Origin of the sequence: Saccharothrix sp. NRRL B-16314 (assembly GCF_000716595.1) — a bacterium.
In the GTDB taxonomy this organism is placed as follows: Bacteria; Actinomycetota; Actinomycetes; order Mycobacteriales; family Pseudonocardiaceae; genus Actinosynnema.
Map to the genome: position 1 here is coordinate 1 of NZ_JNXC01000005.1, position 24,686 is coordinate 24,686.

25 protein-coding genes and 2 tRNA genes are annotated in these 24,686 nt (G+C 70.2%); 15 read left to right on the top strand and 12 right to left on the bottom strand.

The genetic code is table 11. The features are described from left to right. Positions 1 to 92 precede the first annotated feature (92 nt). Entirely contained in the window at positions 93 to 662 is a 570-nt protein-coding gene (locus OQ02_RS11140; RefSeq protein WP_033438298.1) for an ArsR/SmtB family transcription factor, read from the bottom strand. A 130-nt stretch (positions 663 to 792) separates the two neighbouring features. Here OQ02_RS11140 and OQ02_RS11145 point away from each other — a divergent pair, with 130 nt between their 5' ends. Beyond that, on the top strand, positions 793 to 1,281 hold the full coding sequence (locus tag OQ02_RS11145; protein WP_033438299.1) for a hypothetical protein: 489 nt from the start codon (positions 793 to 795) through the stop codon (positions 1,279 to 1,281). A gap of 87 nt (positions 1,282 to 1,368) precedes the next feature. On the opposite strand, the gene OQ02_RS11150 is transcribed toward OQ02_RS11145, so the two are convergent. Next, positions 1,369 to 2,883: a phytoene desaturase family protein gene (locus tag OQ02_RS11150; RefSeq protein WP_033438300.1), complete on the bottom strand. Its 1,515-nt coding sequence runs from the start codon at positions 2,881 to 2,883 to the stop codon at positions 1,369 to 1,371. An 80-nt stretch (positions 2,884 to 2,963) separates the two neighbouring features. On the opposite strand from OQ02_RS11150, the gene fdhD reads away from it, so the two are divergent. The 4 genes from fdhD to OQ02_RS11170 are packed head-to-tail and all read left to right on the top strand — an operon-like array spanning position 2,964 to position 6,668. Then, positions 2,964 to 3,788: a formate dehydrogenase accessory sulfurtransferase FdhD gene (gene fdhD, locus OQ02_RS11155; protein ID WP_033438301.1), complete on the top strand. Its 825-nt coding sequence runs from the start codon at positions 2,964 to 2,966 to the stop codon at positions 3,786 to 3,788. Continuing rightward, the gene (locus tag OQ02_RS11160; RefSeq protein WP_033438302.1) at positions 3,785 to 4,951 is read left to right on the top strand and encodes a CaiB/BaiF CoA transferase family protein; all 1,167 of its coding nucleotides are present in this window, start codon (positions 3,785 to 3,787) and stop codon (positions 4,949 to 4,951) included. The genes fdhD and OQ02_RS11160 overlap by 4 nt, the downstream gene beginning before the upstream one ends. 55 nt (positions 4,952 to 5,006) lie before the next feature. Next, positions 5,007 to 5,873, top strand: a complete 867-nt coding sequence (locus tag OQ02_RS11165) for an alpha/beta hydrolase (RefSeq protein WP_033438303.1) — start codon at positions 5,007 to 5,009, stop codon at positions 5,871 to 5,873. A gap of 51 nt (positions 5,874 to 5,924) precedes the next feature. Continuing rightward, complete coding sequence (locus tag OQ02_RS11170; RefSeq protein WP_033438304.1) at positions 5,925 to 6,668, top strand: methyltransferase domain-containing protein; 744 nt, start codon at positions 5,925 to 5,927, stop codon at positions 6,666 to 6,668. On the opposite strand, the gene OQ02_RS11175 is transcribed toward OQ02_RS11170, so the two are convergent. From OQ02_RS11175 to tig, 5 genes are all read right to left on the bottom strand, one after another. Further along, positions 6,655 to 7,248, bottom strand: a complete 594-nt coding sequence (locus OQ02_RS11175) for an RBBP9/YdeN family alpha/beta hydrolase (RefSeq protein ID WP_033438305.1) — start codon at positions 7,246 to 7,248, stop codon at positions 6,655 to 6,657. The genes OQ02_RS11170 and OQ02_RS11175 overlap by 14 nt on opposite strands. 1 nt (position 7,249) lies before the next feature. Further along, a complete protein-coding gene (gene clpX, locus OQ02_RS11180; protein WP_033438306.1) occupies positions 7,250 to 8,530 on the bottom strand; it encodes an ATP-dependent Clp protease ATP-binding subunit ClpX in 1,281 nt (426 codons plus the stop codon). A gap of 207 nt (positions 8,531 to 8,737) precedes the next feature. Continuing rightward, entirely contained in the window at positions 8,738 to 9,364 is a 627-nt protein-coding gene (locus tag OQ02_RS11185; RefSeq protein WP_033438307.1) for an ATP-dependent Clp protease proteolytic subunit, read from the bottom strand. A gap of 28 nt (positions 9,365 to 9,392) precedes the next feature. Then, entirely contained in the window at positions 9,393 to 10,001 is a 609-nt protein-coding gene (locus OQ02_RS11190) for an ATP-dependent Clp protease proteolytic subunit (RefSeq protein ID WP_081915524.1), read from the bottom strand. A 113-nt stretch (positions 10,002 to 10,114) separates the two neighbouring features. Beyond that, entirely contained in the window at positions 10,115 to 11,479 is a 1,365-nt protein-coding gene (gene tig, locus OQ02_RS11195; RefSeq protein ID WP_033438309.1) for a trigger factor, read from the bottom strand. Positions 11,480 to 12,696: 1,217 nt separating this feature from the next. On the opposite strand from tig, the gene OQ02_RS11200 reads away from it, so the two are divergent. Together OQ02_RS11200 and OQ02_RS11205 are read left to right on the top strand one after the other, a co-directional pair. After that, positions 12,697 to 13,602 (top strand): LysR family transcriptional regulator, encoded by a 906-nt coding sequence (locus tag OQ02_RS11200; protein WP_033438489.1) that lies wholly within the window; start codon positions 12,697 to 12,699, stop codon positions 13,600 to 13,602. A gap of 89 nt (positions 13,603 to 13,691) precedes the next feature. Next, on the top strand, positions 13,692 to 13,943 hold the full coding sequence (locus tag OQ02_RS11205) for a hypothetical protein (protein WP_033438310.1): 252 nt from the start codon (positions 13,692 to 13,694) through the stop codon (positions 13,941 to 13,943). Between the two features lie 54 nt (positions 13,944 to 13,997). On the opposite strand, the gene OQ02_RS11210 is transcribed toward OQ02_RS11205, so the two are convergent. Further along, positions 13,998 to 14,071: transfer RNA gene (locus OQ02_RS11210), tRNA-Pro, on the bottom strand. A 61-nt stretch (positions 14,072 to 14,132) separates the two neighbouring features. Between OQ02_RS11210 and OQ02_RS11215 the strand changes: the two genes are divergently transcribed. The 3 genes from OQ02_RS11215 to OQ02_RS11230 all read left to right on the top strand — a co-directional run bounded on the left by OQ02_RS11215 (position 14,133) and on the right by OQ02_RS11230 (position 15,419). Then, positions 14,133 to 14,206, top strand: a tRNA-Gly gene (locus OQ02_RS11215). Between the two features lie 496 nt (positions 14,207 to 14,702). Next, positions 14,703 to 14,963, top strand: a complete 261-nt coding sequence (locus tag OQ02_RS11225) for a PLD nuclease N-terminal domain-containing protein (protein WP_156076980.1) — start codon at positions 14,703 to 14,705, stop codon at positions 14,961 to 14,963. Between the two features lie 90 nt (positions 14,964 to 15,053). Next, positions 15,054 to 15,419: a VOC family protein gene (locus OQ02_RS11230; RefSeq protein ID WP_231499965.1), complete on the top strand. Its 366-nt coding sequence runs from the start codon at positions 15,054 to 15,056 to the stop codon at positions 15,417 to 15,419. 142 nt (positions 15,420 to 15,561) lie between these two features. Here the strand turns inward: OQ02_RS11230 and OQ02_RS11235 are convergent, their stop codons facing one another. Further along, entirely contained in the window at positions 15,562 to 16,281 is a 720-nt protein-coding gene (locus OQ02_RS11235) for a maleylpyruvate isomerase family mycothiol-dependent enzyme (protein WP_033438312.1), read from the bottom strand. Positions 16,282 to 16,365: 84 nt separating this feature from the next. Here OQ02_RS11235 and OQ02_RS11240 point away from each other — a divergent pair, with 84 nt between their 5' ends. Next, complete coding sequence (locus tag OQ02_RS11240; protein WP_033438313.1) at positions 16,366 to 17,574, top strand: GNAT family N-acetyltransferase; 1,209 nt, start codon at positions 16,366 to 16,368, stop codon at positions 17,572 to 17,574. Positions 17,575 to 17,638: 64 nt separating this feature from the next. Beyond that, entirely contained in the window at positions 17,639 to 18,391 is a 753-nt protein-coding gene (locus OQ02_RS11245; RefSeq protein WP_033438314.1) for a hypothetical protein, read from the top strand. 57 nt (positions 18,392 to 18,448) lie between these two features. On the opposite strand, the gene OQ02_RS11250 is transcribed toward OQ02_RS11245, so the two are convergent. Together OQ02_RS11250 and OQ02_RS11255 are read right to left on the bottom strand one after the other, a co-directional pair. After that, complete coding sequence (locus tag OQ02_RS11250; RefSeq protein ID WP_033438315.1) at positions 18,449 to 19,252, bottom strand: Fpg/Nei family DNA glycosylase; 804 nt, start codon at positions 19,250 to 19,252, stop codon at positions 18,449 to 18,451. Further along, on the bottom strand, positions 19,252 to 19,719 hold the full coding sequence (locus tag OQ02_RS11255) for a ribose-5-phosphate isomerase (protein WP_033438316.1): 468 nt from the start codon (positions 19,717 to 19,719) through the stop codon (positions 19,252 to 19,254). The genes OQ02_RS11250 and OQ02_RS11255 overlap by 1 nt, the downstream gene beginning before the upstream one ends. A gap of 27 nt (positions 19,720 to 19,746) precedes the next feature. Between OQ02_RS11255 and OQ02_RS11260 the strand changes: the two genes are divergently transcribed. Beyond that, positions 19,747 to 20,463 (top strand): 2-phosphosulfolactate phosphatase, encoded by a 717-nt coding sequence (locus OQ02_RS11260; RefSeq protein ID WP_033438492.1) that lies wholly within the window; start codon positions 19,747 to 19,749, stop codon positions 20,461 to 20,463. 82 nt (positions 20,464 to 20,545) lie between these two features. Beyond that, on the top strand, positions 20,546 to 21,739 hold the full coding sequence (locus OQ02_RS11265; RefSeq protein WP_033438317.1) for a cytochrome P450: 1,194 nt from the start codon (positions 20,546 to 20,548) through the stop codon (positions 21,737 to 21,739). A 3-nt stretch (positions 21,740 to 21,742) separates the two neighbouring features. On the opposite strand, the gene OQ02_RS11270 is transcribed toward OQ02_RS11265, so the two are convergent. Next, positions 21,743 to 24,124, bottom strand: coding sequence for a LuxR C-terminal-related transcriptional regulator (locus tag OQ02_RS11270; RefSeq protein WP_051772165.1), 2,382 nt, complete (start codon positions 24,122 to 24,124; stop codon positions 21,743 to 21,745). A 286-nt stretch (positions 24,125 to 24,410) separates the two neighbouring features. Between OQ02_RS11270 and OQ02_RS43665 the strand changes: the two genes are divergently transcribed. Then, complete coding sequence (locus tag OQ02_RS43665) at positions 24,411 to 24,596, top strand: hypothetical protein (RefSeq protein ID WP_156076981.1); 186 nt, start codon at positions 24,411 to 24,413, stop codon at positions 24,594 to 24,596. Positions 24,597 to 24,686 lie beyond the last annotated feature (90 nt).

Genomic DNA, 24,686 nt, shown 5'->3' on the forward strand with positions numbered 1-24,686 from the left:
CCGCCGCCATCTGGCACAACGACCACACCGACCAGCCCGTCAAGCGATCACTGACCGCCTACGACCACTAACGAGCCCTTGGACTTACTCATCTAGTCGCGGCTCGGCGCCACGGTGGTGGCCAGGAAGAAGCGCACCGGCCGGGCGCCTTCCGGGCGGTTCTCGACGGTCTCGAGGCGGTCGGCGTAGGGCGCGAAGATCTCGAAGATCCGGGCGTGCACCTCGGCGGCCTCCGCCACGGTGAGGAACTCGGTCGTGGCGAACGTCCCCATCCGCTCGCGCCACTCCACCGGTTCGCCGTCCTTGCGGCGGAAGCGCTCGCGGATCGCGGAGAACTCCTGGTCCAGGAACGCGTCGCCCGCCGCCTCGGCGGCCATCGCGGTCTCGTCGTCCATCCCGATGGACGACCAGCTCTGGTCCGGGCGCACCAACCGCCACGGCTTCTGCCGACCCTTGCCCTGCACCTCGGCCACGAAGCCGTACTGGCTCAGCACGTTCAGGTGGTAGGAGCAACTGGCGACGCTCTCACCGAGCAGTTCGGCGCACTGGGTGGCGGTCGACGCGCCGTACGTCCGGAGCACGTCGATGAGCTTCCAGCGCATCGGGTGCGCGAGGGCGCGGAGCGTCTTGGGATCCCGGATCAGCTCGTGCTCGTCGGCCATGCCACCACGGTAGCTATATCAAGGAACCTTTAGCAAGGGTTCTTTAGCAAGGGTTCTTGAGGTAGCCCGCCTCGTAACGCCCGCAGCCGTTCAGGCGAACTAGGGGCAACCGATCTGCAGGGAGTTCCGCGTGATCAGGACCGTGCTCGTCGCCGCGGCGCTGCTGGCGCTCGGCGCGTGCACCGGTACCCCGCCGGCCCCGACGCCACCGCCGGCCACGGCGCAGTCACCGACGCCGACCGCCACCGACTCGGCGGGCGTGAACTGCGAGGACGCGCCCGAGGACGTGGTCGGCGCGGCGCTGGGGCTGGAGCTCAACCACCCGCGCCAGACGATCACCGGCGACGTGGTGCGCTGCTCGTACAACGGCGGCATGACAGAGGTCCGGTTCCACACCGGCGCGGACGCGGCGTCGTTCGCCGAGAGTCGCGAGAAGCAGGCCCGTGCCACCGACCTGCCGGACTTCCACGACGAGGCCTACCGCGCCACCGCCGTCACCGGCGAGGTCGTCCTCACCGCCGTCGTGGCCCGCCGCGGCACGGTCGAGATCACGGTGACGTCCAACGCGAACGCCGACCAGGCCCAACGCCTGATCACCGACCTCTTCGCCCGCCTCTAACCCGTGAGTCCTACGTTCAGAACCCGTGAGTCCTACGCTCAGAACAACCATGTCCTACGTTCGGAACGCCTGAATTCAACGCTCAGGTCACGCCGACCGCCCCAGCACGGCCATCGCCGCGTTGTGACCGCCGATCCCGCTGACCCCGCCACCACGCCGCGCCCCCGCCCCGCACACGAACAGGTTCGCCACGTCCGTCTCCACGCCCCACCGGCCGACCTCGTCCTCCGCCTCCGCGAACGGCCACGCCAGCTCGTCGTGGAAGATGTTGCCGCGAGGCAGCCCCAGCTCCGCCTCCAAATCCAACGGCGTGCGCGCCTCCAGGCACGGCTCACCGTCGGCGTCCCTCGCCAGGCAGGACTCGATCGGCTCCTCCAGGTACGCGTTCAACCCGGCCAGGTACCGCCCCACCAACTCGCCCCGCAGCACCGCGTTGTCCCGCTCGAACAACGCCGCCGGCGTGTGCAACCCGAACAACGTCAACGTGTGCCACCCCCGCGACACCAGCTCCGGCGCGAGGATCGACGGATCGGTCAACGTGTGGCAGTACATCTCCGCGGGCAGCACCGACGGCACCAGCCCCGCCGCGCTCTCCCGGTACGCGCTCTCCAACTGCCCGTACGACTCGTCCAGGTGCAACGTCCCCGCGAACGCCACCCGGGCGTCCACCCCGCTCCGGAACCGCGGCAGCCGCTCCAGCAGCATGTTCACCTTCACCTGGCACCCCTCGGCCACCGCCGGCGCAGGCCGACCGCGCAACCGGTCCAAAGTGGACGGAGCAACCCCGGCCAGCACGAACCGTGCGCCGACCGTGCGCCCGTCGTACTCGACCTCGCCCACGACACCGTCCGCGTCCACCCGAGTGACCTCGGCGCCGGTGACGACCTCCACCCCGGCCTCACGCGCCACCCGCGCGAGCTCCCCCGTCACCGCGCCCATCCCGCCGACCGGCACCTGCCACTCCCCCGTGCCGTTGCCGATCACGTGGTAGAGGAAGCACCGGTTCGCCCGCAGGTCGTGCAACGACGTGTGCGTGCCGATCAACGCGTCGGTGGCCACCACCCCGCGCACGACGTCATGCGCGAACAGCTCCTCCAACGCCTCGCCCAACGGCCGTTCCACGACCTGGTCCCACAGCCGCGCGTCGACCCGCCGCCGAACGTCCGCACGCGACCGCAACGGCTCCAACATCGTCGAGGACACCGCCCCCGCCAGCACCTCCAAGGAGGCGTACCACCGCCGCCACCGGTCGTACTCCGCGTCCGAACCGGTCAACGCCCGGAACGACGCCGCCGTCGCCTCACCCGGATCGCGCTCCACCAGCAGGTCACCCGCGGGCGTGTAGGACGACGCCGCCCGTGACCGCAGCGACACCCGCAGCCCGAGGTCCGCGACGATCCGGTCCGGCAGCAGGCTGACCAGGTACGAGTACCGCGACAACCGCGCCTGCACCCCCGCGAACGCCGTCGAGCTCACGGCCGCGCCTCCGACGTGGTCGAGCTTCTCCAGCACCAGCACCGTGCGTCCCGCCCGCGCCAGGTACGCCGCCGCCACCAGCGCGTTGTGCCCGCCGCCGACCACCACCACGTCGTAGGTATCCACCCGCCCGACTCAACCAGATCCAAGATCACGCAGCTACCTCCGTAACCTGGACAGCGGGCACACGAGCGAAGGAGCTTCACATGGGGCGAGTCACGGTGCGTCGCCCGGTGGTGACCTACGCGAGCGGAACGTCCCGCAAGCGGGTCGACGCGCTGGCCGCCGAGGAGCCGCTGGAACTGCGGGTGGGCGGCAAGGCGCTGACCGTCACGATGCGCACACCCGGCCAGGACGTGGAGCTGGCGCACGGCTTCCTGCTCGGCGAGGGCGTCATCGGCGGCCTGGCGGACATCGCCGTGGCCCGGTTCTGCGAGGGCACCGGGCCGGACGGGATGAACACGTACAACGTGCTGGACCTGACCCTCGCGGACGGCGTCGCACCGCCCGAGGTCGGCGTGGAGCGGAACTTCTACACGACCTCGTCCTGCGGCGTGTGCGGCAAGGCGGCGCTGGACGCGGTGAAGTTGAAGACCCGCTTCTCCCCCGCCGCCGACACGTCCAAGGTCGACGTCGGGGTCCTGTCGGCGCTGCCGGACGCGCTGCGCGAACGCCAGAAGGTATTCGCCTCGACCGGTGGCCTGCACGCCGCCGGGCTGTTCACCACGTCCGGTGAGGCGCTGGTGGTGCGCGAGGACGTGGGCCGGCACAACGCGGTCGACAAGGTGCTCGGCTGGGCGGTCCTGCAGGACCGGGTCCCGCTGGGCGGGACGGTGCTGGTGGTGTCCGGGCGGGCGTCGTTCGAGCTGGTGCAGAAGGCCACCATGGCCGGTGTGCCGGTGCTCGCCGCCGTGTCCGCGCCCTCGTCGCTGGCCGCCGAGCTGGCCGAAGAGCAGGGCGTGACGCTGATCGGCTTCCTGCGCGGCGACTCGATGAACGTCTACACCGGCGCGGAGAGAGTGGTCGCGTGAGACCGCTGGACGGCGTGCTCGTCGTCAGCCTCGAACAGGCCGTCGCCGTCCCGTACGCCACCCGGCTGCTGGCCGACCTCGGCGCACGCGTGATCAAGGTCGAACGGCGGGACGGCGGCGACTTCGCCCGCCACTACGACACCGCGTGCGGCTCGGTGTCCTCCTACTTCGCCTGGGCGAACGTCGGCAAGGAGTCCCTGACGCTCGACCTGAAGCACCCGGCGGGACGCGAGGTGCTGGACAAGCTCATCCCGACCGCCGACGTGGTCCTGTGCAACCTGTCACCCGACGCCGCGCGTCGACTGGGTGTGGACGCTTCCTCACTCCGTGCGGTGAAACCCGATCTGGTGGTCGGCGAGCTCTCCGGCTACGGCGACGAAGGCCCGTACGCGTCACGCAAGGCGTTCGACGCGCTCGTGCAGTCGGAGGCGGGGCTGGTCGAGCTGACCGGGGACGGTGACGTCACGGCACGCGCGGGCATCTCGGTCGCCGACATCGCGGCCGGCGTGCAGCTCCAGTCCGCCGTGCTCGCCGCCCTCCTGCACCGCGCCCGGACCGGTGAGGGCGCCACCCTGCGGCTGACGCTGTTCGAGGCGATGACCGAGTGGATGCACCAGCCGATGCTCTACGCGGCGGGCACCGGCCGGGCCGCGCCGCGCACCGGCGCGCACCACCCGAGCATCGCGCCGTACGGCCCGTTCCCATGTGCGGACGGCGCCGTGCACCTCGCCGTGCAGAACGACCCGCAGTGGCGCCGGCTGTGCACCCTCCTCGGCAGACCGGACCTCGCGGACGACCCCCGGTTCGGCACCGTCAGCTCCCGCGTGGCCCACCGCGCCGACCTGCACGCCGAGCTCGACTTCACCGCTTGGACGGCGGCCGACCTGATCGACGCGCTGGACCGCGCCGACGTCCCCGCCGCCCGCACCCGCAGCGTCGCCGACCTGCCCGACCACCCCCAGCTCACCGCACGCGACCGGCTCGCCCGGGTGCCGGTGCCCGACGGTCGCATCACCGTTCTCCGCCCGCCCGTCGACTCCACCGCCTGGGAGTGGACGCCCGGCTCGGTGCCCGCGCCCGGCGAGCACACCGACCACGTTCTGCGCGGGCTCGGCTACTCCGAGGAGCGGATCGCGGAACTTCGGGCCGAGTCGGCGATCTGACGAAACACCCGCTCCACCTCGCGCGATGTGAGGGGAGAATGGGCTTGGGGAGAACATGGTCAGCAGGCGAACGATGCTCGGCGCACTGGGTGCGGGAGTCGCAGCCACCGTGGGTGTCACGGCGGCGTGGCACAGCGATGCCCCGTTCGGTGAGGCGATGCGGCACGCTGTGGGCGTGGCCGGACCGGTGCCCGCCGTGAAGCGGGCCGTCGTGCAGGTCGAACGGGTGCGCTCCGAGTTCCGGGGCCGTGACGTCGACCTGCTCACCATGGTGCCGCCGGGTGTGCCGACCGAGGGCCTGCCCATGTCGATCCTGCTGCACGGCCGCTACGGCAACGCCCGCCTGGCCGCCGTGGGCGGTATGCCCGAGGTGCTGGTGGCGGCCGTCGGTCGAGGCCAGGTCCCGCCGTTCGGGTTCGTCGCGGTGGACGGCGACAACCACTACTGGCACGAGAACCTGCCTGGTGACGACCCGATGGCGATGCTGCTGGAGGAGGTTCCCCGGTGGCTGGCCGAACGCGGGTACGGCGCGCCGTTCGCCTGCACGGGGGTGTCCATGGGCGGCTTCGGCGCGCTGCTCTACGCACGCCGACGGCACGAGCGGCGTGACCCGGCCAAGGCCATCGCCGCCATCGCGCCCGCCCTGCTCACCGACTGGGCCGAGATGGTGAAGCGCGACGCGTTCAGGAGCCCGGAGCAGTGGGCCTCACTGGACCCGCTGAAGAACCTCGACAAGCTCGGCACCGCCCCGACCGGCGTGTGGGTCGGCGACAAGGACCACTTCATCGAGGGAACGCGGAAGTTCATCGCGGGCACCAAACTCGCGGTCGCCTCGATCAGCCCCGGCGGCCACGACGACGGCCTCTACCGCAAGGTCGTCCCCGACGTCATCCGCTTCCTCGGCAAACGCGTTCCCCGCTGACCCTCACAGGACTTCCACAGAACGTCCACACGGCTGTGGTTGTTTGGCTGCATGCTCACGCGACCGGACCCCATCACCTACCTGGACCACGTGGCGGAAGCGGGCCGCGCCTACAAGCAGCGCCTGCTGGACTCCCTGGACCTCCGGCCCGACCACATCGCGCTGGACGTCGGCTGCGGCCCCGGCACGGACCTGCCCTCCTTGGCCGCACGCGCGGGCGCCGTCATCGGCGTCGACCTGGACCCGGCCATGGTCGAGGAGGCAAGACAACGGGCCGCCGGACTGCCCGTCGAGGTACGGCTGGGCGACGCCCACGCGCTACCCCTCGACGACCGCAGCGTGGACCGTGCGCGCGTGGACCGGGTCCTGCACCAGGTCGCCGACCCTGCCGGTGTCCTGGCCGAACTGCGCCGAGTCCTGCGCCCCGGAGGACGTGCGGCGCTCGCTCAACCCGACTGGGAAACCCTCGCCGTCGACCCCGGCTCGGTGGCCACGAACCTCGCGTTCAACCGGTTCGTCTGCGACCGGATCATGACCAACCCCGTCGTCGGCCGCCAACTGGCGCGGCTCGCCGCAGGAGCCGGCCTGACCGTCGTGACGATCGGCGCCGACACCCTCCTGCTGCGGGACTTCCCCGTCGCCGACGAACTCCTCGGCCTGACCCGCAACACCCACCGGGCCGTCGAAGCGGGCCGCATCACCCGCCCCGCCGCCGACGCCTGGCTGGCCGATCTGGAGACCGGCCCGTTCCTGGCCTCGTTCACCCTGTTCAGGGTGGTGGTCAGCGCGGAGTGAGCGGCACGCGCCCGCTGCGGACCCACTTCAGCACGGCGCCCCACGGCCCGTACCCGGCGTCCACGTTCAGGTGCGCGCCGCCCACGATGACGTCCAGGTCGACCCGCAACTCCTCGGCCAACGCCTTGGCCTGCGGCAACGTGCAGTACGGGTCGCCCTCGCCGACCACCAGCCGGGTCGAGACCGCCGCCCGCCGCACCGCCGTCGGATCGAGCGCGGGGTGCAGGAAGCCGGAGATCAACGGCTCGTCGGCGAAATCCGGCGCGGGCGGCGCGACCAGCAGCACCCGGTCCACCCGCAGCGCCTCGTCGAACTGCCCGGCCGCGTGGTGCAGCCACAACAGCCCGGCGAGCGAGTGCGCGACGACCACGCGTTCGGCCGCGCCGGCCTCGGGCATCGCGGCCAGGTGCGACCGCAGTTCCGCCAGCCACACCGGCAGCTCCGGCGCGTCGGGTGCGCTGAACTGGGGCAGGTCCACCGCCCCACCGTGGTGGGCCAGTTCACCTGCCAGCCAGTTCTGCCAGTGCGTCGGCCCGGAACCGCCCAGGCCGTGCAGGATCAGCGCGTGCGGGAGGGTCAACTCACGCCGACTTCTCGCGGCGCTCCCGGCGCGAGGGCTGCCGGGCCACGATGGTCGGGTTGACGTTGTCCTTCACGGTCTGCTCGGTGATGACGACCTTGGCGACGTCCGTGCGGCTCGGGATGTCGTACATCACCGGCAGCAGGACTTCCTCCATGATCGCCCGCAGGCCGCGGGCGCCGGTGCCGCGCAGGATCGCCTGGTCGGCGACGGCCTCCATCGCGGTCCGGGTGAACTCCAGTTCGACGCCGTCCATCTCGAAGAGCTTCTGGTACTGCTTGACCAGCGCGTTCTTCGGCTCGGTCAGGATCCGGACCAGTGATTCCTTGTCCAGGTTCGTGACGCTCGCGACCATCGGCAACCGGCCGATGAACTCGGGGATCAGACCGAACTTGATCAGGTCCTCGGGCATCGAGTCGGCGTAGTAGTCCGCCGCGTCGACCTCGGCCTTGGTGCGGACCTCGGCGCCGAAGCCCAGACCGCGCTTGCCCACCCGGTCCTGGATGATCTTGTCCAGACCGGCGAAGGCGCCCGCCACGATGAACAGCACGTTCGTCGTGTCGATCTGGATGAACTCCTGGTGCGGGTGCTTGCGACCGCCCTGCGGCGGCACGGAGGCGGTGGTGCCCTCGAGGATCTTCAGCAGCGCCTGCTGCACGCCCTCGCCCGACACGTCCCGCGTGATCGACGGATTTTCACTCTTTCGAGCGATCTTGTCGACCTCGTCGATGTAGATGATGCCGGTCTCGGCGCGCTTGACGTCGTAATCCGCCGCCTGGATGAGCTTGAGGAGGATGTTCTCCACGTCCTCACCCACGTAGCCCGCCTCGGTCAGCGCCGTGGCGTCCGCGATGGCGAACGGCACGTTCAGCATCTTCGCCAGCGTCTGGGCCAGGTAGGTCTTGCCGCAGCCCGTCGGGCCGAGCATGAGGATGTTCGACTTGGCGAGCTCCACGCCGTCGTCGCGGCCCTCACGCCCGCGGTCACCCGCCTGGATGCGCTTGTAGTGGTTGTAGACCGCCACCGAGAGCGTGCGCTTGGCCTCGTTCTGGCCGATCACGTACTGGTCGAGGAACTCGTGGATCTCGGCGGGCTTGGGCAGCTCGTCGAGCTTGACGTCACCGGCCTCCGCGAGTTCTTCCTCGATGATCTCGTTGCAGAGGTCGATGCACTCATCGCAGATGTAGACACCGGGGCCGGCGATGAGTTTTTTCACCTGCTTCTGGCTCTTACCGCAGAAAGAGCACTTCAGCAGGTCGCCGCCGTCACCGATACGTGCCATGACCGCTGACCTCTGTCCCCTCCGGCGCACGACCTGGTGAAGTGCGCCTGACTACTGATGTGGCGAGAGCCCGCTGGACGCGGGGTCCGCCCGTTCCCCTCGACGGTACCTGTCCTACCCGCCTGTGCGGGAGGACCAGCGTGCCCCCGACACACCGAACCGAGCAGGACCCCTGGTCGGCTCGGCGTGTCGGACGCCACGCCGGTGCTACTTCCCCGAGAGCTTCCGGTACGGCAGAACGCTGTCGATCAGGCCGTAGTCCTTCGCCTCCGCGGCGGTGAGGATCTTGTCGCGCTCGATGTCCGTGCGCACCTGCTCGGGCGTCTGGTTGGTGTGCCGGGCGAGCGTGGTCTCCAGCAGCCTGCGCACCCGCTGGATCTCGTTGGACTGGATCTCCAGGTCGGAGACCTGCCCGTAGACGCCCTCGGTGGCCGGCTGGTGGATCAGGATTCGGGCGTTGGGCAGCGCGTGCCGCTTGCCCGGGGTGCCCGCCGCGAGCAGCACGGCCGCCGCCGAGGCCGCCTGGCCCAGGCAGTAGGTCTGGATGTCCGGGCGGACGAACTGCATGGTGTCGTAGATGGCCATCAGCGAGGTGAACGAGCCACCGGGCGAGTTGATGTACATCAGGATGTCGCGGTCGGGGTCCTCCGACTCCAGCACGAGCAGCTGGGCCATCACGTCGTTGGCCGACGCGTCGTCCACCTGCACGCCGAGGAAGATGATGCGCTCCTCGAACAGCTTGTTGTACGGGTTGGACTCCTTGATGCCGTAGCTGGTGCGCTCGACGAACGACGGGAGCACGTACCGGGACTGCGGCGCGTGGAACTGGCTCACTTCAGGTCTCCTGGTGCTCTGCTCGCGGTCAGTTGGTCGACGCCTGGCTGGCGCGGCTGATCACCTTGTCCACGAAGCCGTACTCGAGGGCTTCCTGGGCGGTGAACCAGCGGTCGCGGTCCGAGTCGGCGATGATGCGCTCGACCGGCTGGCCGGTGTGCTCCGCGATCAGCTCGGCCATCTCGTGCTTGGTCTTGGTGAGCATGTCCGCCTGGATCGCGATGTCCGCCGCCGTGCCGCCGACACCCGCCGAGGGCTGGTGCATGAGGATGCGGGCGTGCGGGAGGGCGTGCCGCTTGCCGGGCGTGCCCGCGGAGAGCAGGAACTGCCCCATCGAGGCGGCCAGGCCCATCGCGTAGGTGGCCACGTCCGGCTCGATGAGCTGCATCGTGTCGAAGATCGCCATGCCCGCGGTCACCGAGCCGCCGGGCGAGTTGATGTAGAGCGTGATGTCCTTCTCCGGGTCCTCGGCGGCGAGGAGGAGGAGCTGGGCGGTGATCTGGTTGGCGATGCCCTCTTCGACCTGCGACCCCAGCACGATGATCCGCTCACGGAGCAGGCGCTCGTAGACCGAGTCGTTGAGGTTCATCCCCGTGGCCGCTCGCATCTCGGGCGTCGGGAAGGAATGCTGCGTCACGTCTGCCTGCCTAACTTTGCCGACTAGCTGTGCCGAAAAGAGTCTCGTAGCAACGACCTTAACGAAGGCGGGCGGCGTCGACGTCCCGACACCGCCCGCGTTCGCTCAGGGCTTCACTCCGCGTTGGCGGCTTCCTCAGTGGACTTGGCCTCGGGCTTCGCCTCGCCGAAAAGCTCGTCGAGGTCGAGGGCGTTGCCCGCCGCGTCGGTGACGGTGGCCTGGCGCACGACCGTGGCCAGCGCCTTGCCGCGGCGCACGTCGGCGAAGATCGCGCCGAGCTGGCCCGACTGCTGGGCCCGCTTGACGTACTCGTCCGGGCTCACGCCGAACCGCTGGGCCTGGTAGATGATCCGCTCGGTCAGCTCGGCGTCGGTCACGCTGAGCTGCTCGGCGTCGGCGATGGCGTCCAGCACGAGCTGGGTCTTGACCGCCTGCTCGGAGGCCTCGCGCACCTCGGCGTCGAACTCCTCCTTGGTCTGGCCCTGCTCGGCCAGCCACTCGGCGAAGCGCGCCTCGTCGTGCTCGAGGGCGTGGATCGCGTCGTGCGCACGCGCGTCGATCTCGCCCTGCACGACGGCCTCGGGCAGCGGCACCTCGACGCTGGCCATCAGCGCCTCCAGCACCTTGTCCCGGGCCTGGACGCCCTGCTGCATCTTCTTGACGCGGCCCAGGCGGGTGCGCAGGTCGGCCTTCAGCTCGTCCAGGGTGTCGAACTCGCTCGCGAGCTGGGCGAACTCGTCGTCCAGCTCGGGGAGCTGGCGCTCCTTGACCGAGGTCAGCGCGACGGTGACGTCGGCGTCGCGGCCGGCGTGCTCACCGGCGACCAGGGTGGTGGTGAAGTTGCGGGACTCGCCCTCGGAGGCGCCGATCAGGGCCTCGTCGATGCCCTCGACGAGCTGGCCGGAGCCGATCTCGTAGGACAGGCCGGCGGTCTTGGCCTCCTCGACCTCCTCGCCGTCCACGGTCGCCGACAGGTCGACCACGACGAAGTCGCCGTTCTCGGCCGGCCGCTGGACGCCGGTCAGGGTGGCGAAGCGGGCGCGCAGCTCGTTCAGCTGGGTGTCCACGTCCTCGTCGGTGACTTCCTGGTCGTCGACGCTGACGGACAGGTCACCGAAGGCCGGGACGGTGATCTCGGGGCGGACGTCGACCTCGGCGGTGAACGCCAGGGACTCGCCGTCCTCGATCTTGGTCACCTCGAAGTCGGGGCGGCCGAGGGTGCGCAGCTCACCGGAGTTGACCGCCTCCAGGTACTTGGCCGGGATCGCCTCCTGGACGACCTCGTCCAGGACGGGCGCGCGGCCGATGCGGCTCTCCAGCACGCGGGCGGGGGCCTTGCCGGGGCGGAAGCCGGGGATGCGGACCTGCTTGGCCAGCTTCCGGTACGCGCGGTCGAAGTCCGACTTGAGCTCGTCGAACGGCACCTCGACGTTGATCCGGACCCGCGTCGGGCTCAGGTGCTCGACGGTGCTCTTCAACGTGGTCTCCTCGTAACGGGCACGACGTGCGGAACATCCCGGGAACGCGTCTGGGTGCGCCGGGATTCCGCCTGAGTCTAGGCGGTCCGCCGGCGCGGGGGCGCTAGCACCCCGGCTCCGGGGGCCGCAAGGGGACGCGGCGGCCGTGCCACGAGGGCCTCCGGGCATTGTCGCGGCAATAGCGGGTGAGCGGGAATCACATTGTGGGTTCGGCCTGCGGAATTCCTGGTGTCGGCCGCATTACGCGACGGGACGCAATCGGGAACGCTCCCAGATGCAGCCGCCGAGGTGCGCTCGGAGCCCGTCGGCGGTGCCGTGCCGTAGGGGCCGCTCGACGGGCAAGCGGAAATCGCAACACTGGCTATTAAATAGGACCGCTTAAGTGCGGTCTTGGCACCGTGTGACCACGGACGCGTTCCAGGGGTCAGCCAGGACACCGCCGGCGACGCGCCGACCAGGAGCCATTCGCGGCAAGCCGCATTTTTCGGTCTCGGCCGTAGACCGTTCAGCCCTACGACCGCCGCCGGACGGTCGATCAGCACCCCGAATCGCTAGTCCATTCGAGTGACACAGGGAGCCGTGTACCTGACTTGTCACGTCATCACCCCAGCGAAGCCGTCTACTGGTCGTGTAACACATATGTCGTAGCGTCGAGTGACGCTCAGCAACCGAGAGGAGGAACCAGTTGGGCACAAGGAGTGAATTGAGGCCGTTCGGAGTAGTGCCCGACGGAAAGTTTTCACTTGTCGAGATGACTCCAGTCGCCGTAGTCCATTAGTGTGGGTTTCAGGTAGCGTGACGCCCGGACCCGCGTGTTCGACCAGGAATAATTAGTGTTGCCGGACGTTCTGGGGGGTCAGCAGCGGACGCAACCGGCAACCGGGACCGACAGGAACGAGCGAGACAATGTCATCGAGCTCTTTTACCACCTACCAGACAAGGTGCCGATGACCCGATGAGATCCATTCCGCCGCTGCCGAACACGAAAACAGGATCATCGCTGGGCACCGGCCGTGTCGTCGGTGTCCGAAGGGTGGCGGGCACTCCGCCCGACCGCCAGGTGCCATCCCTCACGGTAGAGCGGCGATGTTGATCGACCTCAGGCCGCGCGCACGCAGAAGCGCAGCCAGGGTCGGCTGCCGCCATGCACAAGAGATCACGACGCCGTCCTACACCGGCCTCTCGTGGACCACTTATCCGCACCGTTGGGGAGCTCCATGGAGACGCGTCAACTTTTGGCGTTCACAACTGTGGTTCAAACGGGCAGTTTCACCAAGGCAGCCGCCACGCTGAATTGCTCGCAGCCCACCATCACCACCCGGATCAAGGCGCTCGAAGAAACCCTCGGGGTGCCCCTGTTCCGGCGACTCCCGCGCGGCATCCAGATGACCTCTGCAGGTGTCGAGCTCTTACCGTTCGCACGGAACATCATCACCCTGACCGACAAGGCAAGAAAAGCCATAACGATGAACGGCGAGCCGCACGGCAAGCTGGTCATCGGCAGCGCACAGAGCCTGACCGACTACCGTCTGCTACCACTGATCGAGTACATGTGCTGGCGCTACCCGAGCGTCCAGATCTCCCTCCACTCGCGGAACACCCAGGCGAACCTGACCTCGGTGCGCGAGGGGCGGTTGGACTGCACGTTCTTCATCGGTTCCGTCGAGCCCCGTGAGGGGTTGGAGACGACGGTGCTGTGCCCGGAGCCGCTGGCCATGGTCGCCGGTCCCAGCCACGCGCTCACGAGGCGTTCGGTGATCACCGAGGACGAGTTGCGCGGGAGCACGCTCATCCGGGCCGAGAACGGTGCCAGCTACTACGAGCAGTTCGAGCAGGCGTTGGGCTTGCAGGAGACGGAGTCGAAGTCGCCGGTGCTGGCGCTCGACTCGATCGATGCCGCCAAGCGGGCGGTCGCCTCGGGTCTGGGGATCTCGCTTGTCCCCGAGGTGACGGTCGCGGCGGAACTCGCCGACGGCAGGCTGTGCCGACTGCCCTGGGTACCGCCGTTCAGGGTGTACACCCAGTTCGCGTGGCGCAGGGACAACTCCACCAACCCGTCCGTGACGGCACTCGTGTCTGCGGCGGCGCAGGTGGTGAGCGAGCAGGTGGCCACACCCGCATGACACTGGGGAACCGTTCTTGAGCGCCTGGGCGCGGAGTGCTCAAGAACGGCCCGCGTTTGACTACGCGGCGTGTCGGGTAGGCCGGACTGGTGAGTGTCAAAGCAGGTGATCTGCGGGAGTTGTTGAGCTCCCAGCTGCCGGACCCCAACCTGGTCCTGATCGAGGGACGGTTGGAAGTGGTGCCGGTGGACGACTTGGACGCGGACCGCTACCGCGGTGCCCTGCTGCTCCTGTCGAGGTCGGAACTCCTGGGGCGAGGCGTCGACGAGACCTCGTCGGACGAGGAGCTGGAGCGCCAGGCGGCGACGATCTCCACGGCCGTGAACGACCTGGGCGCCTAGTTGTGGTTCGAAGGAAAAGCCCTGACCAACCACGAGGGTCGGCCAGGGCGACCGTCGGGGCGACAGGATTTGAACCTGCGACCCCCCGCTCCCAAAGCGGGTGCGCTACCAAGCTGCGCCACGCCCCGGTCCACCCCAGCTTATCGGTACCAGCTAAGCTACTCCCGCGCCCACCCCGGTAGGCGCGATGCGGGTGTAGCTCAATGGTAGAGCCCCAGCCTTCCAAGCTGGTCATGCGGGTTCGATTCCCGTCACCCGCTCCAGCCTCTTCCTGCTGGTAGAACCCTCACGGACCGTCCCACGTGGACGGTCTTTTGCGTTTCGTAAATCTTCCGCGCTCCTCGCGTGCCCCGCGTCCTCCCAGCGCCCAACTCGGGCACGGTCCTCTGGCATGGAGGCAAGTGGCTGACACACTCGGCGGCTATGGAGTTGGAGCCACCTTCGCGCGCTGAGGTCGAGCGGCAGTTTGAGCGGCTGTTGTCCGGGTCGGTGGGTCGGGATGAGGTTGATCGGTGGGCGGGGCGGTACGTCGCCGGGGACGTTGACGTGGCGGACGCGGTTGTGTGGCGGGCGCTTGGGCTGCTGCACGGGATCGACCTTCTCGACGGTCCCGGCGGGGCGTACTTGCACGGGCTCGACCAGGTTGCCGGGTGGCTCTCGGAGCTGCGTGAAGGCGACGGCCCTCGCTAACCCCGTTTGCCTCACCCACCGGGGTGGCTCGGCGGGCGGGTGGTGATCGGGGTTCTTAGCGTGACGAGCATGGTTACTTTGCTCGCGCAAGAGTCCGGCAACGCGGTCAGTGTCGTGGTCGTCGTCGTGTTCGGGGCCATCGCGCTGGCCCTCATAGTGCTGTGGGTCGCCGCCATCGTCTCGGTGATGCGCAACGATCGGTTGACCGGCGGCGGGAAGCTGCTGTGGATTGTGGTGATCCTGGGCTTCCCCTTCCTCGGCAGCCTCGCCTGGTTCATCTTCGGGAAGGATGCCCAGCTGGTCAAAGGCGCCGCGGGGCGGTTCGAATGAAGCGGTGGGTGGCTGCGGGGCACGTCGTCAGTCCACATCGGACAGAGGGGGTGCGGGCTGCCTGATGCCCTCCAACCAGGAGGGTCGAGGATGATGCAGCCCATGCGTCTGGATCAGATCGTGGTGGACTGCCTTGATCCCGCACGGCTGGTGCGCTTCTGGGCCGCGCTCTTGGGCGGGGAGCCGGTCGAACGGGAGCTCGGGTGGGCGCACGTCGCCCCGCCGGGATGGCCTCGGATGTCGTTCCAGCCCGTCCCTGAACCGAAGTCGCTCAAGAATCGGCTCCACCTGGACATCGAGGTCGATGATGTCGGGGAGGCCACGGCACGGGCCACTGCGTTGGGCGCCACGGCGCAAGGTGACCTTCAGACCGACGAGCAGGGCAGTTTCCAGGTCCTCCTCGACCCCGCCGGCAACGAGTTCTGCTTCGTCCGCCCCAACCCTAACCGCCCCTAGGCCGTCAGCGCGCGCCACAGGGCTTCGCCGAAACGGATCGCCAGCACCACCATGAGCAAGCCGATGGCGAAGGTCACCAGGCATCTCAGGATCACGCGCAGCTTCGTCACGACGCACAGTGTGCGCCGCGCCCACCGGTAAATCAGCCCGTCGCCCCGGCCACAGCGGCACGCAACGAGCGCACCAGAGCCACGTCGCCGTCGACCGACAGGTGCTCCTCCCCCACCCGCCCCCACAACCACAGGTCCACCGCCGACGGCGATCCGCTGACCACGGCCGCAGGGTCCGCATGGGGGCAGTAGTCGACGATGCCCGAGTGCAGCGCCACGGTCCATGTCCGGCCGGGTACCCGCAGGGACACCGCTTGACCGGACGTGTGCGCCGCGGGTGGCAAGTGGCAGCCCAGCCACAAGCGCAGCACCTCGTCGATGCCGTCGGCCGCCAACCCCGCCTCCAACGGCGCCGCCAAGCCGATCGCGGCCTGCGCGTCGACGCGGTGCACGGCGGTCTCATGCGCCATACGGCGTAACCAGAAGCCGAGCGTGCGGTCCCACGGGCACCACGTCGCCGCAGGAGCACCGGCGCGCGCTGGGTCGAGTACGGCGATCAACGACGCCGCCCCTATCCGGTACCAGTCGACGGGGTCCTCGTCACCGGGCGAGCACGTCCACTCCGCGGGCCGGGCACCGCGCGTGATCCAGCGCGTCACCATCCGGTGGATGGAGCCGACGTGCACCAGCAGGTCGCCCACCGTCATCCCCGGGCACGCCGGCACCGCCCGATCGGGTGGAGCCAGGTCTGCCGCGACCGCCAGCGCCGAGGCTTCGACCCGGAGCGCGCTCGCCAACGAGTGGGCGTCCATCAGCGCAGCATCTCGGATCCCGCCACTCGGTTGCGACCCCTGAATTCGATCGCGCGGCTCCGACATCAGGCGTATGAACGTGTGATGGCGCTCACCCTCCGCACCCTAACGGCGGACGACCTGGTCGAACTCCAGCGGGTCGTCAACGCCGCGTTCCTGTCCGACAGCGTCGAAGACCAGCTCGAACGGTGGCGCGACGTCTTCGAACCGGAACGCCACCACGCGGTGTTCGACGGCGACGAGCTGATCGGCTGCGGCGGCATCCAGACCCGGGACATCACGGTGCCCGGCGGCGGTCCGCAGCCGGTCGCCGCCGTCACGTCGGTGGCCGTGAAGCCGGGCCACCGCCGCCGCGGCGTGCTGACCCGCGTGATGAGGGCGCAGCTGCACGGCCTGCACGAAGAGGGCCGTGAGGCGCTGGCCGCGCTGTGGTCCTCGGAAGCGGCGATCTACCCCCGGTTCGGGTACGGGCTCGCGGCGGAGTTCTCGAAGCTGGACGTACCGGCCAGGGCGCAGTTCCGGTCCGGTGTGTCGGTGGGCGGCGAACGGGTGCGCGAAGCCTCACGGGACGAGGCCATGCCGGTGATGAAGGCCCTCTACGACGAGATCCGACCGAACCGCACGGGCTGGCTGAGCCGGGCGGACCCCTACTGGGACCACCACCTCGCCGATACCGAACGCGACCGCGACGGCCTGAGCGCCTACCGGTACGTCCTGCACCCGCACGGCTACGCGGTCTACCGGGTCAAGGCGCACTGGCCGGACCGCGGTCCGCGCAACGAGCTGCACGTGCGGGAGATCGCGGCGCGGACCGACGAGGCGTACGCGGCGCTCTACCGGTACCTGCTGGACGTGGACATGGTCGGCGAGCTGAAGTTCTTCACCGCCTCCGACGACCCGATCACGCACCTGCTGGAGGACTCGCGCCTCGCCTTGCGCAGCCTGCTCGACTCCCTGTGGGTGCGCATCGTGGACGTCGACCGCGCGCTCACCCTGCGCCGCTACAACTCGGACGTCAACGCGGTGCTGGAGGTCGTGGACGAGTTCTGCCCGTGGAACGCCGGCCGGTGGCGGTTCGCGGTGAAGGACGGCACGGCCACCGTGGAGCGGGTGGACGACGACCCGGACGTCGTCCTGGACGTGCAGGCGCTGGGCGCGGTGTACCTCGGTGGGACCAGGCTCACCTCCATGGCACGCGCCCAACGGGTGCGAGAGGTCACGCACGGTGTCGTCAACGCCCTGTCGCACGTCTTTTCGGGTGACCGCGACCCCCACTGCCCGGAGGTCTTCTGACCGGTTCCGGGAACCTCCGCCGGCCGCGGGGCGTTTTCCCGACAACAGGCACCAGGAGGGTCCGATGACCACCGCGATCGTGTTGCTCGTGCTACTGGTTCTGGTCGTGGGCGCCGGCTGGTACTTCGCCAAGGCCGCCGCCGAGAAGCGCCGCCGCGAGCTGGAGGACGCCCAGGCCGACGCGCGCCGCTGGGTCGAACGGCTCGGCGGCCAGGTGATGAGCCTGACCGGCTCGGACGTCGCCTCGCAGCAGGCGCTCGCGGACGCGTCCGAGCGGTTCACCGCCGCCGGGTCGCAGATGGAGCAGGCGCGCACGGTGGAGCAGTGCCGCCTGGTCACGCAGACCGCGATGGAAGGCCTGTACTACGTGCGGGCCGCGCGCGTCGCGATGGACCTCGACCCCGGCCCCGAGCTGCCGGACCTCACCGGCCAGAGCCGTGCGGGCAAGGTGTTGGAGGACCGGGACGTCACGGTGGAGGGTCACCGGTACGTCGCCTCGCCGCGGCCCGGTTCGGGCACGCCGCACTACTACCCCGGTGGCGTGGTCGCGGGCCGGCCGGTGCCGCAGGGCTGGTACTCGGAGCCGTGGTGGAAGCCCGCCCTGGTGGCCGGCGCTTGGGGTTTCGGCTCGATGCTGCTGTTCAGCGCGATGTTCTCGGGCATGGTCGGTGTGCCTTCCGCGGTCGCGTCCGAGGACGCCGGCGGTGACGCCAGTGCCGGCGACGGTGGTGACGCCGGGGGTGACGGTGGCGATGGTGGCGACAGCGGCGGTGATTTCGGTGGCGACTTCGGCGGTGGCGACTTCGGCGGGTTCTGAGCGAACAGGACCAGGCGCGATTTGATCAGGCCGCGATTTGATCAGCCAGTGATTTGATCAGGCCGGCTGGCAGGTCGGGCACCAGTAGAGGTTCCGGCCCGCCAGCTCGGCGGCGGCCACGGGTGTGCCGCAGACCAGGCAGGGCTGACCGGTGCGGCGGTAGACGTAGACCTCGCCGCCGTGCCGGTCCTTGCGCGGCGCCCGCCCGGTGACGTCGGGCATGTGCTCCGGCCGCACGGTGTCGATGCGACCCGTCTTCACGCCACCGCGCATCAGCACGGTCAGGTCGAGCCACAGGTCGTCCCACAACGCCCGGTCGACCTCGTTCCCCGGCACGAGCGGGTGCACGCCGTGCCGGAACAGCACCTCTGCCCGGTACACGTTGCCGACGCCCGCGAGCACGGACTGGTCCAGCAGCAGCACGGCGAGCGACTGCCGCGACCGGGCGACGCGGGCGTGCGCCACCTCCGGTTTCGCGTCACGTCGCAGCGGGTCCGGGCCGAGGCGGGCGCGCAGGGCGGCGACCTCGACGTCGGTCAGGACCTCGCACCGGGTCGGACCGCGCAGGTCAGTCCAGTGGGTGGGGCCGGCCAGCCGCATCCGCACCTGGCCGACCGGTTCCAGCACCGGGTGCGGGAACTCGGCGAACGTGCCGTAGAGGCCGAGGTGCACGTGGACGGTCGTGTCCGGGCCGTACACGTGGAACAGGTGCTTGCCGTGCGCCTCCGCGCGCACGAACCGCCGACCGTCCACAAAGGACGCAGCGAACTTGCCCTGCGGGCTCGACACCCGGACGGTCGAGCCCGCGTAACGGCGTTGGTGCAGCTTCGCCAGGCGGTGGAGGGTGTGGCCTTCGGGCATCAGGGCAGGGCCGGCGCCTCGCCGGTGCGCTCGTACTCCGCGAGGATGTCGATGCGACGGGCGTGCCGCTCCTGCTCGGAGAACGGGGTGGCGAGGAACGCGTCCACGATCGCGAACGCCTCCTCGGTGGAGTGCATCCGCCCGCCCAACGCGACCAGCTGGGCGTTGTTGTGCTGGCGGGCGAGTTCCGCCGTCTCCACGTTGTAGGCCAGCGCGGCACGGGCGCCGGGCACCTTGTTGGCCGCCATCTGCTCGCCGTTGCCGGAGCCGCCGATGACGACGCCGAGGCTGCCCTCGTCCGCCACGACGCGGCGGGCCGCCTCGATGCAGAACGGCGGGTAGTCGTCCTCCGCGTCGTACACCGCCGGACCGACGTCGACCACGTCGTGGCCCGCGTCGGTCAGGTGCTTGGCGAGGTGGGTCTTCAGCTCGAAGCCCGCGTGGTCCGATCCCAGGTAAACGCGCACTTCAGTGAGTCTGCCATCCTGGCGCAGGTGTTCGGACAAGAGGGTTGCCGGCTGCGGCTGGAGTGGGGACCGGAGGGGGTCGCCGCGCTCGGGAAGCAGTGCGCGGTGCTCGTGATCGTGGACGTGCTGTCGTTCTCGACGGCGGTGGACGTCGTGGTCGGGCGTGGGGGCGCTGTGCGGCCCGTGCGGTGGGCGGACCGGTCTTCGGCGGCTGCCCCGGCGGACCCGTCGTGGACGTTGCGGCCGTCGTCGCTGGTGGCGGTGCCGCCGGGGACGGTGCTGGAGTTGGCGTCGGCCAACGGCGCGACGTTGTGCGACCTGGCCGCGTCCACCGGGTCGATCGTGTTGGCCGGGTGCCTGCGAAACGCGCGTGCGGTCGGGGCGGCGGCACGGACGTTGGCGGCCGGTGGGCCGATCGGCGTGGTGCCCGCCGGCGAGCGCTGGGGTGTGAACATCACCACGCACGGAGCGGACGCGGGACCGCTGCGGCCGGCGGTGGAAGACCTGCTCGGCGCGGGTGCGGTGATGGCGTCGCTGCTGGGCTACGGCTCGGCGTCGGTGGAGGCCGCGCTGGCCGCGGAGATGTACGCGCGGGCGCCGGTGGAGGACGTCCTGGCCGGCTGCGTGTCCGGACGTGAACTCATCGCCGCAGGTCACAGGGGTGATGTCGAGCTGGCTTCCGAGGTGGACGCGAGTTCCGCCGTCCCGCTCCTGCTGGACGGAGTGCTCCGGCCACACGCGTGACACGGCACCGTTCTTCTGGTTTGGTTCTCGCCTGACGACTCGTGGCGACACGAACACGCACGGTGCACATCAGGGGGACTGCGTGGACGGCGATCCGACGGCGCGGATGCGCGACTTCGACCACCTCGACCCCGCTGTCGCGGCCGACATCCACGACCTGACGGGGCAGCTGCGGAGTCGGTGCCCCGTCGCGCACAGCGAGAAGTACGGCGGTTTCCACGTGCTCAGCCGCTGGGAGGAGATCGACCACGCGGCCAAGCGGGACGACCTGTTCAGCGCAGCCGTCGACGGCTTGGGCGCGACGATGGTGCTGCCCGAGCTGGAGAAGGTCGAGGCGCCCCTCTTCGAGACCGACCGGCCGACGCACACGGTGTGGCGGCGCGCCATGCAGCCGTTCTTCACCCCACAGGCGGTGGCCTCGCACGAGCCGTACATCCGGTCCCTGACCAGGGAGGTCCTGGCCGAGCTGCGCCCGCGCGGCCAGGCGGACCTGGTGGCGGAACTCGCCAGCCGGATCCCGCCGATGGTCACCGCCGGGCTGCTCGGGGTGCCGGACGAGCAGCGTCCCGAGCTCAGCCGGCTGGCCCGCACGCTGGTGACGTCGAAGTCGGCCGAGGAGGCGCAGCGGACCGGTGAGCGCTTCGCCGAGTTCCTCCACGCGCAGGTGACGTCACGGCGCGGCCGGGAGGACCGGGACGACGTGCTCACCGCCGTGGTCAACACCTCGATCGACGGCTGCCCGGCCTCCGACGACGAACTGCTCAAGCACGCGTTCCTGATGGTCGCCGCCGGGCACCTGACCACGACCGACACCATCGCCAACACGGCGTTGACGCTGGCGACCGACCCCGCGCTCCAGCGTCGTGTCGCTCAGGACCGGTCGCTCATCCCCGCGCTGGTCGAGGAGAGCGTGCGGCACGAGTCCGCGGTCGCCGCGACCGGGCGGACGGTGCGCGGGGACGTGACGCTCGACGGGGTGGAGCTGACCGCGGGCGACCGCGTGCTGCTGCTGTGGGGCAGCGCCAACCGGGACGTGACGCGCTTCCCCGACGGCGACCGCTTCGACATCGACCGCGCCCGTGCGCCGCACCTGGGTTGGGGCGCCGGCGCGCACCGCTGCCTCGGCATGCACCTGGCCCGCCTGCAGGTGGGCATCGTGATCGAGGAACTGCTGGCGACCCTCCCCGACTTCTCGCTGGAGCCGGGGTTCGAGCCGGCGCGGACGTTCGGCGTGCTGCGCGGTGTGGTCGCCCTGCCGGTCCGCTGGCAGGCCTGAACCTCAGGGCTCCTCGCGCAGGGCGAGCTGGGCGCCGACCCACGTGCTCAGCTCGACCCGGTTCGCCACCCCGACCTTGGCGAACACCGCGGTGAGGTGGTTCTCGATCGTCGACACGGACAGGTGGAGCTTCCGCGCGATCAAGTGATTGGTCATGCCCTGCGAGACCAGCACGGCGATCTCGCGCTGCCGACGTGACAGCTGGTCCCAGCCGGAGTCGGGCGCACGCCGTCCGCCTGCCTCGACCCGCGGACCGAGTGCCAGCGCGTACACCGCTTCCCGGCTGGGCAACGCGGTTCCACGCCCGTAAGCGCGGTGGTACCGGTCGTGACCCAGCCGGGCCACGATGGCGTCACGCGCCTTGTCGCGTTCGCGGCCGAACGGCGTCAGCCCGGCGATCGCGACGCCGGTGACCTTCTGCATCGCGACCGCGCCGCCGAGCAGCTCGGCGGCGATCTCCAGCAGGTCCTCGCCCCCGGCCGTCTCCCGCGCCACGGCGGCCAGTGCCCAGGCGATCGCCTCGGACGCCCACGTGCTGCCCCACTGCTCCTGCAGTCGGACCTGGATCTCCAGGCCCGCGCGGAACCAGGCGACGGCTTCCTCCGGTGCGCCGTGCCGCAACGGCGCCAGGCCGCGCGCCCACAGCGCCCAGCTGATGGCCCACTCCGCGCCGGCCTGGCGCGCGTCGTTCAGGCAGTCCTCGGCCGCTTCGATCGCGGTCGCCTCGTCGCCGTAGAAACCGGCCGCCAACGCCCAGATCAGCTTGGTGTTGCCGCAGTCGCCGCAGAACTCCGGCCCCATCTCCCCGAACAGCTCCACCGCCCGGCGCAGCGGTTCGACGGACTTCGGGTCACCCACCGCCAGCAAGGCGTGCGCGCCTTCGAGGAAGTACAGCGGCGCCACCTGCGCGTCCTCGTCCAGCATCGACACCAGCTCGCGACAGTGCTCCAGCTGGACGGCCACCTCCCGCGGCGCGCCCTGGCACAGCTTGATCCAGCCCAGCAGCGCCACGGACCCGATCCGCTCGGGCGTCGGGCGCACCGGCGCCCGGTCCAACAACGTCTGGAACCACGTCGTGAACTCGCCCAGCTGCGCGAAGAAGAACTGCACCCGCAACCGCGCCAGGTCGTGGACCATCGCCAAGCCGATCTCCGCGAGACCCGACGTGGTGGCGCAGTGGTGCAGTGCCGCGCGGAAGTTGGGCATCTCGACGTGGGCGCGGCGGAGCAGGGCCACCTCGTCCTCGCCGTACCAGGTCGAGGCCAGTTGGGCCGCCAGGTCGCGGAAGAACGCGCAGTGCGCGTCGCGGACCCACAGCTCCTCGTCCAACGCGCGCAGCCGGCGTTGCCCGTACTCGCGCACGGGCTGCAACTGGTGGTAGCGGCCGTTCGGACCGGCCACCACCAACGACTGCCGGACGAGGTCGGCGAGCAGGTCCACGACGTCGTGCTCGCCGATGCCGGAGCCCGAGCAGACGCGTTCGGCGGTGTCGAGCGTGAAACCGCCCGCGAACACGGAGATCCGCGCCAACAGCCGTTGCTGCTCCGGTGAGCACAGGCCGTGCGACCAGTCGAGGGTCTGCTCCAAGGTCCGGTGGTGCGACCGCACGCGACGGGTGCGGGTGGCCAGCAGCCGACCGCCGTCCAGCCTCGTCAGGACCTCGCGGGGCGACATCCCGCCGCCGAGCCGGACCGCGATCAGCTCCAGCACCAGCGGCAGGCCGCTGGACCAGTCGACCAGTTCGGCCAACGCCTCCAGGTCTTCGTCCGCCTCGACCACCCGACCGGCGGCCTCCGCGCGCCGGAGCAGCAGGCGCATGGCGTCCGACGGCCGGGCCGAGCTGCCTTCGGAACGCACCGACAGCGGCGGCACCATCGTGGCGTGCTCCCCGGCGATGCCCAGGTGGTGGCGGCTGGTGGCCAGCACGCGCACCTCAGGCGCTTCGTCCAGCAGCACCGCGCACAGGTCGCCGACCGCTTCCCACAGCTGCTCGCAGTTGTCCAGCACGAGGAGCTTGTCCTGGCCGCGCAGGTGCTCGACCAGGACGTCCACGGGATCGTCGCTGGACTGGTCGGTGATGCCGACGGCGCGGATGATCTCGCGGTGCAGCTCGTCCGACCTGGTGATGTGCCCGAGGTAGGCGACGGCCACGTACTGGTCGTCTGGCTCGCGGTTGAGGCCGGTGGACGTGCCGTCGTGCTGATCGCGGCAGCGGCGGGCCACTTCGAGCGCGAGCGCCGTCTTGCCGACACCTCCGGGCCCGACCAGCGTGACGAGCCGGTCGACGCCGAGCACGCGTTGCACCGTTTCCCGCACCAGGTCGTCGCGCCCGACGAGATCGCCGACCGCCGCCGGCAGCGTCTGCCGTCCACGACCTGTGGCCATCGTCCCCACCCCCACGTCCGCCGGTACACCTCCCAGGAGGTCGACACCACACCCTAGGGGTATCGGGCGCACCCCCGGACTGTGAATTCGGGAGTTAATGGGATGCGCCGCCGCGGTGTTACCGGAATGCTGATCCCGGTCCTGGCACGGGACAGCAGGTCGCGGCTGCTCGAACCGCTACGGCGGCAATAGTGGCCCTGCGACCCGGGGGGCGCGGTCGGGATTCGCGGCGAGCACGCTTGACGAATCCCGGCCTGTCCGGGACCCAAGCAGAAGAAGCCGACAAGTGGCGATTGCCATCACGGGGGTAAGCATGTCCGACTCATTCGACGCCAGACGCATTCAGGTCGTTACCGGGGTTGTGCGCGACGCGGAATTCGGCGGCCTGACGCCGCAGGCGCCCACCCGCCGGCGGGACAACCGCCCGCACCTGCGCCGCACGTCCGACGACGCCAGCGTCGGCTCCGCCTAACCCGCGCGAGTCCTACGTTCACGTCCCGTGAGTCGTACCTTCGGAACCCCCGTGTCCTACGTTCGGAACCCCCGAGTTCAACGCTCAGAA